The organism is Dongshaea marina (genome assembly GCF_003072645.1).
Lineage (GTDB): Bacteria > Pseudomonadota > Gammaproteobacteria > Enterobacterales > Aeromonadaceae > Dongshaea > Dongshaea marina.
The window spans coordinates 2,790,222-2,803,743 of sequence record NZ_CP028897.1; the positions used below are offsets into that span (position 1 = coordinate 2,790,222).

Annotated in this window: 15 protein-coding genes and 1 pseudogene; 10 read left to right on the forward strand and 6 right to left on the reverse strand. The window is 51.2% G+C overall.

Annotation, left to right across the window (positions count from 1 at the left end; translation table 11 throughout):
* The first annotated feature begins 119 nt into the window (after positions 1–119).
* From DB847_RS13155 to DB847_RS13190, 10 genes are all read left to right on the forward strand, one after another.
* Complete coding sequence (locus tag DB847_RS13155) at positions 120–1,274, forward strand: glycoside hydrolase family 18 protein (RefSeq protein WP_108651114.1); 1,155 nt, start codon at positions 120–122, stop codon at positions 1,272–1,274.
* A 315-nt stretch (positions 1,275–1,589) separates the two neighbouring features.
* The gene (locus DB847_RS13160; protein WP_108651115.1) at positions 1,590–1,895 is read left to right on the forward strand and encodes a PTS sugar transporter subunit IIB; all 306 of its coding nucleotides are present in this window, start codon (positions 1,590–1,592) and stop codon (positions 1,893–1,895) included.
* A gap of 155 nt (positions 1,896–2,050) precedes the next feature.
* On the forward strand, positions 2,051–2,239 hold the full coding sequence (locus DB847_RS25630; RefSeq protein ID WP_234418396.1) for a hypothetical protein: 189 nt from the start codon (positions 2,051–2,053) through the stop codon (positions 2,237–2,239).
* Positions 2,240–2,283: 44 nt separating this feature from the next.
* Positions 2,284–2,871: a PTS transporter subunit EIIC gene (locus DB847_RS26070; protein ID WP_325049170.1), complete on the forward strand. Its 588-nt coding sequence runs from the start codon at positions 2,284–2,286 to the stop codon at positions 2,869–2,871.
* Positions 2,766–3,371: a PTS transporter subunit EIIC gene (locus DB847_RS26075; protein ID WP_267897710.1), complete on the forward strand. Its 606-nt coding sequence runs from the start codon at positions 2,766–2,768 to the stop codon at positions 3,369–3,371. Before DB847_RS26070 ends, DB847_RS26075 begins: the two co-directional genes overlap by 106 nt.
* Positions 3,372–3,393: 22 nt before the next feature.
* The gene (locus tag DB847_RS13170) at positions 3,394–3,738 is read left to right on the forward strand and encodes a PTS lactose/cellobiose transporter subunit IIA (protein ID WP_108651116.1); all 345 of its coding nucleotides are present in this window, start codon (positions 3,394–3,396) and stop codon (positions 3,736–3,738) included.
* A gap of 10 nt (positions 3,739–3,748) precedes the next feature.
* Positions 3,749–5,053, forward strand: a complete 1,305-nt coding sequence (locus DB847_RS13175) for a 6-phospho-beta-glucosidase (protein WP_108651117.1) — start codon at positions 3,749–3,751, stop codon at positions 5,051–5,053.
* Between the two features lie 56 nt (positions 5,054–5,109).
* On the forward strand, positions 5,110–6,084 hold the full coding sequence (locus DB847_RS13180; protein ID WP_108651118.1) for a LacI family DNA-binding transcriptional regulator: 975 nt from the start codon (positions 5,110–5,112) through the stop codon (positions 6,082–6,084).
* Between the two features lie 177 nt (positions 6,085–6,261).
* Entirely contained in the window at positions 6,262–6,474 is a 213-nt protein-coding gene (locus tag DB847_RS13185; RefSeq protein WP_108651119.1) for a hypothetical protein, read from the forward strand.
* 493 nt (positions 6,475–6,967) lie between these two features.
* Complete coding sequence (locus tag DB847_RS13190) at positions 6,968–7,852, forward strand: IS982 family transposase (RefSeq protein WP_108649539.1); 885 nt, start codon at positions 6,968–6,970, stop codon at positions 7,850–7,852.
* Positions 7,853–7,854: 2 nt separating this feature from the next.
* Here DB847_RS13190 and DB847_RS13195 read toward each other — a convergent pair.
* The 6 genes and pseudogenes from DB847_RS13195 to DB847_RS13210 form a co-directional block, all read right to left on the reverse strand.
* A pseudogene (locus DB847_RS13195) lies at positions 7,855–9,173 on the reverse strand (uracil-xanthine permease family protein); the annotation flags it as partial.
* A gap of 360 nt (positions 9,174–9,533) precedes the next feature.
* Positions 9,534–10,316, reverse strand: a complete 783-nt coding sequence (locus DB847_RS13200) for an endonuclease/exonuclease/phosphatase family protein (RefSeq protein ID WP_108651121.1) — start codon at positions 10,314–10,316, stop codon at positions 9,534–9,536.
* Positions 10,317–10,407: 91 nt separating this feature from the next.
* Complete coding sequence (locus DB847_RS25635; RefSeq protein ID WP_267897711.1) at positions 10,408–11,004, reverse strand: AMP-binding enzyme; 597 nt, start codon at positions 11,002–11,004, stop codon at positions 10,408–10,410.
* Positions 11,001–11,729, reverse strand: a complete 729-nt coding sequence (locus tag DB847_RS25640) for an AMP-binding protein (protein ID WP_267897712.1) — start codon at positions 11,727–11,729, stop codon at positions 11,001–11,003. The genes DB847_RS25635 and DB847_RS25640 overlap by 4 nt, the downstream gene beginning before the upstream one ends.
* Positions 11,730–11,767: 38 nt before the next feature.
* Positions 11,768–12,352, reverse strand: a complete 585-nt coding sequence (locus tag DB847_RS25645; RefSeq protein WP_234418397.1) for an AMP-binding protein — start codon at positions 12,350–12,352, stop codon at positions 11,768–11,770.
* 253 nt (positions 12,353–12,605) lie between these two features.
* A complete protein-coding gene (locus DB847_RS13210; protein WP_108651122.1) occupies positions 12,606–13,391 on the reverse strand; it encodes a 3-hydroxybutyrate dehydrogenase in 786 nt (261 codons plus the stop codon).
* Positions 13,392–13,522: the final 131 nt, after the last annotated feature.

Sequence of the window (13,522 nt, forward strand, 5' to 3'; positions counted from 1 at the left end):
CTGACATGTTGCAGCGGGGGAAACCTTAGATACATGCTGTCCATCCCCTGGATGGCGGGTAATTATCAACACAAACCTGGCCCCATGGGCCAAATACATTCAGCCATGCAGGACGCATAATGAATAGACTCATCAAATTAATCACCATCCTACTTTTTACCGGCCTTTCGACGGCTGTCTTTGCCCACTGCGAAAAGACCCAAGGGTCTGAGCCCGGCCAAGACAAGCTAGATTCTCAATGTGCTCCTTCCGGGAGCTTAGCCCCGCGAGGATTGAGTCAAACCACCGCGGCCAAGGTTCTGTTCTCACCCTATAAGGACGTTGGGATCTCTGAGGTCTGGGACAATGATCTCAATGATGTTGTGCTTGGAAGTCAAATCAATGGCCAGCTTCAATACCTGAGTGATGCTCTGCCAAAGACAGTTCAGACGGTGACCCTTGGCTTTGCTACCGGCCCCTGCGGTGGAGAAAACTGGGCCTATATCCCGGCCCAGCAATTTGCCGATCATGATATATACCGACTAAAGCAGCATAATATCAATTACATAGTCAGTACCGGCGGCGCCGCCGGGACTTTTACCTGTAACTCCCAACAGGGGATGCAGACATTCCTCGAACGCTATGACTCTGCCAACTTTGTTGGGCTCGATTTTGATATTGAGAACGGCTATAACGCCAGCAATCTCCATTCGCTGATGCAATCTGCCGCCGCCGTTCAGAAACAGTGGCAACGTCAGGGCAAGCAACTACGGATCAGCCTGACCCTGGCGACTTTCGGCATCAAGGGTCAATCACTCAACAGCATGGGGGAGACTGCGGTTAACGAGGCAAAAGCTGCTGGCCTTACATTTAACGTGAATCTGATGACCATGGATTACGGAACCGGCGTACAAAGTTGCACCCCGGATGCCAGCGGTTCGCGCTGCGACATGGCCCAGTCAGCGATTGTTGCCGCCGAGCAACTCCATAGTCAACACGCAATCCCCCTAAGCCGCATTGAGTTAACCCCCATGATAGGCCAGAACGATACCCCCGATGAGGTAACCAGTGTCAGGGATATGCAAACCATCAGTCAGTGGGCTAAAGAACATCAACTGGCGGCCATCCATTTTTGGGCATTCGACCGGGATACCCCCACAGGAAATTCATCCTCAGAAATGAGCGGAACCCAGGCCCCCACCCTGGCCTATAGCAATGCGGTTACCGATACTCTGACAACAACTGCCAGTTCATCCAGAGACACAATGGCTACAGCTAGTTTCAATCACTCATAGTGACTAGCTCCTGATATGACGGATGGGCCGCAGCATCGATAGGCTGTGGCTCTCTTCCCGGCTGGCGCTCAGCCAGGCAACTGGAGACTGATTCAGCCTATCGAACGGGATCCCCGGAATTAGTCCAGTTCAGGTAGAGGTAAACCCGGGTGAATAGATATTCCAAAAATCATCCATCAGTCACATAAAACCGTCAATCTGGCACTCCATCCGGTTAATTGAGACCTGGATCACATTTACAAACTCATAAAAAATTTAATGTTACCCGAAATGAGAGCGCTCTCATTTTTAAAGCAAACGAACGAGAGGGATATTATGAAGAACATTCTGCTTTGCTGTGCCGCCGGTATGTCCACCAGTATGCTGGTGAAAAAAATGCTTTCCTCGGCGCAGCAGCGCTCACTGGAGATTGAGATTAAGGCAGTCTCCATTTCTGATATCGAGCAGCATATTAAAACCTCAGATGTGATCTTGCTCGGCCCCCAGGTTAAATACGAGCAACAAAGGCTGACTGAGCTGGCGGCCCCTTTAGGCAAACCCGTCGATGTCATCGACATGATGGACTATGGAATGATGCGAGGGGATAGAGTGCTTGATATCGCGCTGGACTTAATCATTTAGCTAAGGCTCTGCTGACCTTCCTCCCTGGGAGCTGTTGCTCCTTAAGCATCAGGCCGGGATCGTCACCAACCAAACTTCCGATATTTTTCCTTAATTCAAACAGATGCGGGCACTGCCACAGTGCTTGTAGGACCATTTACACCCGGGAACTCATTATGCGATTTTACTCTTCGATGATGAATATGGTTGAAAACTACCTAGCCCCGGTGGCTGCCAGAATTGGTGGCCAGCGGCATATCATCGCAATCCGTGATGGTTTTATATCGGCGATGCCATTTCTGATTGTCGGCAGTATGATGCTGATTGTTGCTAATCCCCCTTTAACTCTGATACCCACTACCTGATTGGCCAATGGTGGCTGCACTTTGCCAAAGAGTATTGGGGCGCCATTACCATGCCCTATTTTATGACCATGGGATTAATGAGTATCTTTGTGAGCCTGGGGACAGCCTATAGCCTGGCTAAATCCTATAAACTGGATGGACTCACCTCAGCCATGCTCTCCCTGATGGCCTTTTTACTGGTGGCCGCTCCCCAGGTGAAAAATGCCATGTCGATGGAGTTTCTCGGTGGCCAGGGGGTGTTTACTGCGATTATTTGCGCCCTCTGGTCCGTCGAGCTCATCCATTTTCTGAAAAAATATAATATTACCCTGCGGATGCCTGAGCAGGTTCCGCCCGCGATTGCCCGCTCCTTTGAGCTGCTTTATCCGGTGATCGGGATCATGTTGACCGTCTATCCGGTCAGTCTGCTTCTACAGAGCCAGTACGGTATCTTACTCCCTGCGGCAATCATGCACGTTTTCCAACCCCTTGTGGCCATGGGGATACCCTGCCAGCAATCTTACTTGCCGTCCTCATTGCCAATCTGTTGTGGTTTGCCGGTATTCATGGCGACAATATTGTCACCGGATTACTCAATCCAATTTTCATGGCTAATCTGGCAACCAATGCGGCACTCATCTCTAAGGGCTTAGATGCAACCCAGGTGATGACCGCCCCTTACTGGTCCTTCTACATCTGTATCGGCGGCTCGGGTTCGACACTGATGCTGGCCTTTCTCTACCAACGCAGCCGCTCTATCCACCTACGGACCATAGGTAAGCTCAGCATTGTCCCGGCCCTGTTCAATATAAATGAACCGCTTATTTTTGGATCACCTGTGGTGATGAATCCGCTGCTGTTTTTCCCGCTGGTTTTAGTCCCCATGGTGAATGCCACCCTGGCCTATGCCGCGATGCACCTCAACCTGGTACAGGATATGATCGCCATGGCCCCTTGGACCACTCCCGCCCCCATTGGAGCCATGATCTCTGCGGCCTGGGACTATCGTGCCTTTGTCCTGGTGATCCTCATCATGCTTATCGATGGACTGCTCTGGTACCCCTTCTTCAAGGCCTACGAAAAGCAACTGGTTGAGCAAGAGATCCAATCTTCCCAGGTTGTTGATGCCGAGCCGGCATCTGCTCAATCCTGAAACCTAACCCCAAGGAGCAATGATGGATATACAACAAACCGCCCCAGATACAGATCTGGATATTGAAGCGATCGTCATGGAACTGCTGGTCAATGCCGGTAGTGCCAGAAGCGCGGCCCTGATGGCGATTGGCCAGGCACGCAAGAGTAACTTTGAGCAGGCTCAGCTGATGCTGAACCAGGCTAAACAAGCGATCAATGAGGCCCACACAATACAAACCCGCCTCATCGGCCTTGATGAAGGCGAAGGCAAACTCAAGGTTAGCCTGATTGTTGTGCATGCTCAGGATCACCTGATGAATGCCATGCTGATCCAGGATCTGGCCCAGGATTTCATCGAACTTTATCGTCGCACCCAAAACCTGTGAGGTCATCGCAATGCAAACCGCAAAAATAGCCATTATCGGAGGGGGTAGCAGCTACACCCCTGAGCTGATTGAAGGGATCATTTTGCGCTGGCAGCAGCTCCCTTTGCATGAAATTGCCCTGGTCGATATTGAGCCGGGTCACCACAAGGTTGAGATTATTGCCGGCCTGACCCGAAGAATGCTGGAGAAAAACAAGCTCTCCCATGTGGTTGTCAGCGTGCATTTTGCCGCCGAGGATGCCATCCGGGACGCCAGTTATGTATTGACTCAGTTCAGGGTAGGCCAGCTACAGGCCCGGGCCTGTGATGAACGCCTCGGCCTGAAACATGGGTTACTCGGCCAGGAGACTGTCGGGATTGGCGGCTTTGCCAAGGCCCTTCGCACCATTCCGGTGATGCTGGATATTGCCCGAAAAGTCGAGCTGTTGGCGCCCGATGCCTGGATCATCAATTTTACCAATCCGGCCGGCATGGTCACCGAAGCCGTGTCTCGCTATAGCAAGGCCAAAATAATCGGCCTGTGTAATGTCCCCGTCACCATGACGCATATGATAGCCAACATGCTACAAGTCGATATCAAAGATCTGCAGGTGAACTTTGCGGGGCTGAATCATATGGTGTGGGCCCATAAAGTCCTCTGTCAGGGTAAGGATGTAACAAGGCAAGTCATCGAGATGCTTTGCAATGGTGCGGCCCTGACGATGAATAACATCCGGGAGCAGCCCTGGTCACCTGAGTTTCTGCGGGCACTAGGAGCGATCCCCTGCCCCTACCATCGCTACTACTACCAGACACGCAGCATGCTTGAGGATGAAATGCGAGAAGCATCCGATCTGGGAACCCGCGCCGAACAGGTGATGCGGGTCGAACAGGAGCTGTTTAGCCTCTATCAGGATCCGACGCTGGATCAAAAGCCAGCACAGCTCAGCCTGCGCGGCGGCTCTTTTTACTCCGAGGTCGCCATCGAGCTCATCTGTGCGATTCACAACAACCTTGGCAGCCGTCTGGTGGTGAATACCCGAAATAACGGGGCTATCTCAGATCTTCCCGATGATGCCGTGATAGAGACGGATTGCATTGTCAATAGTCAGGGAGCCCATCCCCTGACCTTTGGTCCTCTCCCCGATGCGATGAATGGCCTGACCCAGCAAGTTAAAGCCTTTGAGCGACTCACCATAGAGTCTGCGGTTCATGGCAGTGAACAAGCAGCCCTACTGGCCCTGATGAGCAACCCATTGATTGGTGATTCACAGATGATAAAGCCACTATGGGAGGATATACTGGCCAGCAACCGCCAGTATCTTCCTCAATTTTAAGAATAAGAAGGGATTGTTGTGGCGGATAGCGATCCCCTGTTGGAGAGTATTCAGCCATGATCACACTGGAAGATGTAGCCACACATGCAGGCGTTTCAAGAGCCACCGTATCGCGAGTCATCAATCGCGACAGCAAAGTCCGCGACAAGACTCGCCTCAAGATCGAGCGCTCCATCGCCGAGCTGGGTTACGCACCGAACCCTTCGGCACGCTCATTAGCATCCCGTCAAAGTCAAACCCTGGGCCTGGTCACCACCTCCTACCTGGGGGGCTTTTTCGGCATGCTGATGGACAATGTGCAGAACGAAGCCAACAGGCATTACAAGCAGTTACTGGTAACTCAGGGGGGTGGAAGCGAAGCCAATGAGCTTACCGCCATCCGCAAGCTTTATAACCTTAATTGTGATGGGTTGATCCTGCATGTCAGAAGTATCAGTGATGAAAAGCTCCTGGCATTGGCCGATGAAGAATACTCTTTTATCCTGCTGGATCGCCAAGTTACGGGGCTCGAACATCGCTGCGTGGCCTTTGATCATCAAAAAGCCAGCCAAATGGCGACCCAAAGCCTCCTCAAGGCGGGTCATCGTCACATAGCCTGTATCAGCGGGCCACAATCTCGAACCTCGAGTCAACAGCGCACCCAGGGCTTTATTGATGCGATGCAGCAAGCCGGACTCGAGCCAGCGGCTCACCAGTTTGGCGAATATGACCTACTGAGTGGTTATGACGCCTGCTGCCGTATTCTTGAGCAGGGCACAGAGATGACGGCACTCTATTGCTGCAATGAAGAGATGGCGGTTGGAGCCCTGCTGGCGATCGCCAAGGCCGGATTAACGATTCCCGGGGATATCTCACTCATCTGCTACGACAGTGGTGAACGGGCCGCCTTCGTCTCACCCAAATTGACCAGTGTTCACTTTCCTATTGCGGCGATGGCAAAAACCGCGACCGAGCTCCTGATCAACCCACAATCGAAGCGCACACATTATGAGCCGACCATAATAGACAGAGGCTCAGTTGCCAGCATTTAGGCTCAAGATTGCGTTTACCCGTCTAACGACTGTTAAGTGCCCTGGACAGATCTCTCAGCCCACAGGGTATGGCCAAATCTTTCAGGAAGAATGCGCAAATGAGAGATATCGATACTGGCGAAGCTGAATTGAGCAGTAATAATTAGGGAGAGTTAACGAAGAGATTCAGGAGAATCCATGATCGATTATGCTCAGGTATTTTTAGATAGGGAGCAATTAACCAAGGCGTGTGAGTCACTGACTGTATCGGAGCTGGAAAGAGCGCTGCAAAATTACACCCAGATCCTTGAAGAGCGCCGGCAACTCCCAACACATCCGTTACGCCTCGATGCCTTAGCCGGCGCCTTAGCCCACTGTCGCCGGTTGCTTGACGAAATGCGCTCACCCTGAGAGCCTTGGGGCGCCAACAACATCCCGCTGCCAAGTACCATGGCCAGCACACAAATGTTTCACTGTGAGGGCAATTTGTTTAATGGTGGCAGATTTTCAGCCCGATGAGCAGCAAAGGCATGGCCCTTAGAGTTTTCCGGTGCCAGACCTAGCATGGCCCTTTGCCATCCATAGCATGAGGTTTTCTGTGGCTTAAGCCGTGGGCTACCCAAAACAGAGTGATTTTCTAAGTGGCAAACCGCTCAGAGTATCTTGCTGTTTGAGCATTGGATCTTCAGCCAGCACAACATTTAGCATCGGACTTTTGCTGTTCTGAGCATTCGGGAGCAGGCTCTGCCGCTTGCTCCCCGCTCCTTTCGAGTACACTCTCCTCCCGCGTCTTCACCTCGGGCAGAAACAAATTCAACCTGAGCTGCGCATAAGAGGGGAACTAAAAGCCCAAGCTGCGATCTGATCGTTTGTCCAGAACCATCAATCGCCAAGGAGCTTGGGCATGATCAATTTAGAAGCTATTTTCGTTGATGTCGATGATTTCTGTCAGGTCTTTCTACCCGCTTGGCAAAAACAGCAGATCTCCTTAGGTGTGAAGCAGCGGAACAGACCCTCTCGCCTGGCTGTCAGTGAAGTGATGACCATCGTCATCGCATTCCATCGTTTGGGATTCCGAGACTTTAAATCCTATTATCTTCAGTTCGTATGTAAGTACTGGAAAAGCGAGTTCCCCGGCCTGGTGAGTTACACCCGGATGTTGAAATTGATGCAAACGACCCTTGTCCCTTTGTGCTCCTATCTCACCCACAGACAAGCAAAACCTACTGGGATTGCATTCGTCGACTCAACAAAACTTCAGGTTTGCCATAACCTTCGCATCCCTCGACATCAAGTATTTGAAGGTGCTGCCAAGCGTGGCAAAGGAACCATGGGGTGGTTTTATGGATTTAAATTGCACCTTATCATCAATGATCAAGGTGGTGTTATCTCGGTCAAATTAACCCCAGCCAATGTTGATGACAGAACTCCTCTTCCTGAAATGTGCGAGCAGCTCTGGGGTTCACTCTATGGAGATAAAGGCTATATTTCAGGACCACTTGCAGAAGAGCTGGCAGACCAAGGGGTCACATTAATTACCAGCATCAGGAAGAATATGAAACCAAAGTTGATGCGGCTATGGGATAAGCTGATGCTTCGCAAACGCTTCATCATTGAAACCGTCTTTGATCAGCTGAAGAACATCTCTCAGATAGAACACTCACGGCATCGTAGCTGCGTCAGCTTTATGGTGAATCTCCTTGCTGGCCTCATTGCATATACCTTCCAGGAAAAGAAGCCGAGCATCCGAATGTCTCGGCTTGAAAAGGAAGAGCTTATGCAGATCTGAGGTAAATTCAGCACAATGGCGGTGATCCCCCGGCGGCAACCCCGGATGAGAAGATGCTTTTAATGAACTCAGGCATAAACTGCAGAATTTCCGGTTTCTGGGAAACCCCAAGGCCCATGGAGAAAGAGAGCGCCATGATCAGGATGGCCCGGCGATCCAGTTCAACCCGGGAGATAATACGCACCCCGGCCGCCGCGATAGTGCCAAACATCACTATGGTCGCACCACCTAACACCGGCTCGGGAATTCCCTGAACAAACTGCGCGACTCCCGCGAACAGGCCTAGCAGGATCAGCATACCGGAGATGAAGTAGCCCACGTAGCGACTGGCAACACCGGTCAGCATTATCACGCCATTATTCTGGCTAAAGGTCGAATTCGGAAAGCTGTTAAACAGTGCGGCCAGGGCCGAGTTCAGTCCATCGGCCAATACCCCACCCTTGATCCGCTTGAGGTAGACAGGGCCCTTGACCGGCTGACCCGAGACTTCCGATGTCGCAGTGATATCACCGATCGCCTCCAGAGCAGTGACGAGAAAGATCAACACCAGCGGGATAAACAGCGACCAGTCAAAACTTAAGCCAAACTGCATCGGCACCGGCAGGGCAAACCACTGATGGCCCTGCACCGGGCTGGTATCGACCATCCCCATCAGGTAGGCCGCAAGGTAGCCTACCAACATAGCGATCACGATTGAGGCAACGCGAATATAGGAGTTTTTAGAGCGATTGAGCAGCACTATGAGTCCGAGCACCAGGCCTGCCAGGGCTAACTTGTCGAGGCTACCGAAGCTACCATCCTTAAGGGCCGAATAGCCGCCGCCCATTGACACCAGGCCCACCTGAATAAGTGTCAGACCGATCAGAGTAACCACGATCCCCGAAACCAACGGAGTAATAATACGTTGAGCATACTCAAGGACCCGGGAGAGCAGGATTTCAGCAAATGATGCCACCACTATGGTGCCGAAGATAGCCGCCATCATGGTGGGTAGCTCGGCGCCACCCGCTTTGAGCGACAAGCCAGCTCCGATAATCGGCCCTAAGAAATTGAAGCTTGTGCCCTGTACCGACAACAGGCCGGAGCCTATCGGGCCAAAGGTGCGAATTTGAATGAATGAGGAGATCCCGGAGGCAAACAGGGACATGCTGATAATAGTGCTGGTCTGCTGAGCAGGCACCCCCAATGACTGGCAGATTATCAGTGACGGGGTAATCACGGCAACAAACATCGCCAGCAGATGCTGCATGGCAGCAAACAGAGTTTCTGGCAATGGTGGTCGATCATTGAGCTGGTACACCAGTTCAGAGTTCGTTTTCATAGCATATTCCTGATTGTATCGGGCGGTAACGGGCTCGCTGAATGGGAGTCCTCACCGGAGCGACAATTGGATAGCACCTGCGTAAGGTCGTTATCCTGCTGTGATTGCTGTTAATCAGTCGCCGCTCAGAGTGGCAGAGCGCAAATTGGCTCAAAAAATTTGAGCGCGATTATAGGGGGTTTAATCAAAAATGCAATGACAGAGAAATCCACCCAATGCTGATGTTTCCAAGGGTATGCACTCAATCTATTGATTTATCTGAATAATACTGTTTTGCATCGACAAAAGATGAGTCGTTACTGTCGAAGCTCAACCAGGTAATACTGTAGTGGAAGTCGAAACAACATCAGGGAGCAGAGCCTAGATCCGAATATCTACTCTCACCCCTTTGTGATCCGAAAGCATGGGATCGCTGAACACTACCTCAGAGCTCTCGACCCTGACGGGCCAGTTGGCAAAGATATAATCGATACGTAAGGATTTCTGGTTATCCTTCCAGCCGTCGATCGCCTTATCGACCGTGAAGCCCGGCTGATTTGAGCCCAGTGGGTAACAGTCCTGATAGCCACTTTCGACCAGCTCCCGATAGCCGGGAGTTCCGGCATCATTGTTAAAGTCACCTAGCAACAGGGCTCGATCCGGCTGCTCCTTCACCCAGGAGTCCAGCTGGCGCCACTGAAAACTAAAGGGCTCATTCGGACAGTCGTACCAGCCCAGATGACATGAATAGAGATCAACCGAGATTCCATGAATATCAACCCTGGCTCTGGCGATTTTTCGGCTGCGGGTAAAGGTCGGATCACAGGAGCGGGAGATATAGCGCTCTTCGCGTGCGGTGATCGGGAAGCGGCTTAGGATAGCTACGCCCTCCTGATACATCTGCTGATAACTAAAGTGTGAAAACGCCCAGACACTCTCATACTCTTTTCCCCGCTCCCTGAGATAATCACAGATGACGGTAAGGGGATTATCTTCAAAAATCTCTCCCGTAACCTCCTCTGCCTGGCGAAGCTGCGAGGCTTCCTGAAATGCAATCAGGTCGATCTCCTGCTCATGGATATAGCGTGCTATCTCCCGAAAATTTTCGATGGGATCGGCTTCCTGGTGGCCGTGTAGATTCAGTGTCAACAAAGATAATTTCATGATGCCTCCTCACCCTGAACAGCATAAGCCAAAATCAAAACGGGAGCCAAAGGCTCCCGCAATTTAATTAACAACCTGCTTCTGTGCTCAGTTAATTGGAGTGTTGATCCGCCTCACGAAGTGCGATCAGGGTATCAAGCATCGCCGGGTTGGCTAGTGCTGAGATATCGCCCAGTTGATCCCCCTCCATCATCGCGATCTTGCGGAGCACCCGACGCATGATCTTACCGGAGCGGGTTTTTGGAAGATCCGGGACGATCAGGATCTCATCCGGGGTGGCTATCGGCCCGATGTGATGACGCACCTCGTTTTTAAGCTCCCCGATCAGGTTATCACTCATGGCGTAACCCTCTTTGAGGATCACAAAGGCGAACAGGCTCTGCCCCTTGATCGGGTGCGGAATATCCACCACAGCCGCCTCGGCACAGGCCGGATGATTGGTCAGCGCGCTCTCAACCTCGGCACTGCCGATGCGATGCCCCGACACATTGATGACATCATCTACCCTTCCGGTGATCCAGTAATAGCCATCCTTATCCCGGTAGGCTCCATCACCGGTATAAAAATAACCACAGTGGTTGTTAAAATACGCACTTGTGTAGCGCTGATGATCCCCATAGATGGTCCGGGCAATTCCCGGCCAGCTCTTGCGGATCGCAAGCTCTCCCTGACAGTCGGGGCCTATCATGGGTTTACCCTCCTCCCCAGGATCACAGGATCAACTCCGAAGAAAGGATGGGCAGCTGAGCCCGGCTTACTCTCGGTCACTCCTGGCAGTGGCGAGATCATAATCCCGCCGCACTCGGTCTGCCACCAGGTATCCACAATGGCGCAACGTTGCTGACCGATCGCTTCATGATACCAACGCCAGGTCTCCTGATCGATAGGCTCTCCGACCGTACCCAAAATCCGCAGTGATGAGCGATCATAGCCCTCTAACCACTGATCGCCGTGCTTGGCAACGGTACGCAGTGAGGTCGGAGCCGTATAGAAAATATTGATCTTATGGCGCTCTACCATGTCCCAGTAGCGGCCCGGATCAGGATAGGTCGGCAGGCTTTCGAACATGACAGTGGTTGCCCCGTTGGCAAGGGGCCCGTAGACCACATAACTGTGTCCGGTGATCCAGCCGATATCTGCCAGGCAGGCATAGATCTCTCCCGGGTGGTAATCAAAAACATACTGGTGGGTCACCGAGGCGTAGAGCAGGTAGCCTGCAGTGGTATGCATGATCCCCTTCGGGGCTCCGGTACTCCCGGAAGTATAAAGCAGAAATAGCGGGGCCTCACTATCCATCGGCTCACAGGGGCAGTATGGACGCTCGGCCCGCATCACCTCATCCAGGTAAAAGTCACGACCATGCAGCATTCCGATCTGGGCACCGGTACGGCGTGCGACAAATAGAGTATGCACGCCGGGACAGGCCGCAACCGCTTCATCTGCCGTCCGCTTCAGGGGGATCCTTTTTGGCCCCCTGACCCTTCATCGGCGGTGATCAGAAGTTTGGCATTGGCGTTGAGGATCCGATCGCGCAGCGCCTCAGCACTGAACCCGGCAAACACCACCATATGCACGGCACCAATCCTCGCACAGGCCAACATGGCGATGGTTGCTTCCGGGATCATCGGCATATAGATAGCAACACAGTCACCTTTGCGGATCCCACGCTTTTTCAGGGCATTTGCCATTCGGCAGACTTCCCGGTGCAGCTCCTGGTAGGTGATGGTTCGACCTTCATCCGGCTCATTGCCCTCCCAGATGATGGCAGGTTGATCCGCTTTGTCCTGCAGGTGACGGTCGACACAGTTGTAACAGACGTTGAGCTGCCCCTCGAGGAACCAGGAAAAAAGTCCCTCCTCCATCACCTCATTTTTGACCTGCTTGAAGGGGTGGATCCACTCCAGGTGACTGCGAGCCAATGTTCCCCAAAATTTTTCAGGCTCATTAATACTCTCTTTGTACATCTGCTGATATTCCGCCAAGCTTGAGATGTGTGCTACCTGACGAATTCTTTCGGGAATGGGGTATCTCTCCATGATTATTTCCTCTTATCTTAATTTAGCAGTGAACTATTTATTTCCCCCAGCAATATATCTGCTGAAAGATTCTTTAACTGAATACTGTAGGGACTTATTCTATAATTTCTCACTTGCCTGATATTAATAATAAAGCAATAAGTATCTGCGCATTTATCTATGGCTTATCGAGATAAATTATCTAAAGGAAACTGGCGGATAAACCAATAAGCCTCAGGTTAGCGCCTATTGCATTGTAAAAGGCTCGAAATAACTACTGCATGTTCCAGCCATGAGAAACAATCAGCGACTGCCCCGTCAGGGCATTGCCAGAAAATGTTGCAAAAAACAGTGCTGTATTTGCAATATCATCAATTGTTGAAAACTCACCATCAACCGTATCTTTAAGCATTGAAGCCTTTACTTCTGACTCACTCAAATTCTCTGCTGCAGCGCGAAGTGGGATCTGTTGCCTCACGAGATCGGTCCACACATATCCGGGGGCAATAAGGTTCGCAGTAATATTGTGCTTTCCTCCCTCTACTGCCAGAGATCGGGTGAGACCTAGCTGGGCATGCTTTGCTGAAACATAGGCAGATTTATTTTCAGAGGCGCATACAGAGTGAACAGATCCGATGGTAATTATCTTTCCGCTGCTAGCAGACTTAATCATCTGTTGCATGCAGTATTTAGAGATTAAGAAACTTCCTGTCAAGTGAACATTTATCATTTTATTCCAGGATTCAAGTTCAAACTCCTCAACGGGTGATATCGTCTGTATGCCAGCATTATTAACAAGAATGTCAATTTGACCGAATGTGATCATCGCTCTTTCAACCACATATTTAATCATCTCCTCGCTCTCAACATTCAGACGCAGACCCAGAGATAGATTACCGGTTTCACTGGTAATCATGGCAGCAAGATCTTCGGCCTCTCCTAAATTAAGGTCTGCAATGACAGTATTTGCGCCATGTCGTGCAAAAGTCTCTGCGATTCCCCGGCCAATCCCCCTGGCTCCGCCAGTGATAATTACGACCTTTCCGGCCAAATCAAACATGGTAAATTCCTATATGCTATATTTAGAACTACATATTTTTATTGTTTTTATTCAATAATCTATAGATTACTCATAGAAAAATCAGTAATCTATACACAATCTGGAAGGTCCTGTTAGTTCATCTGCAATAA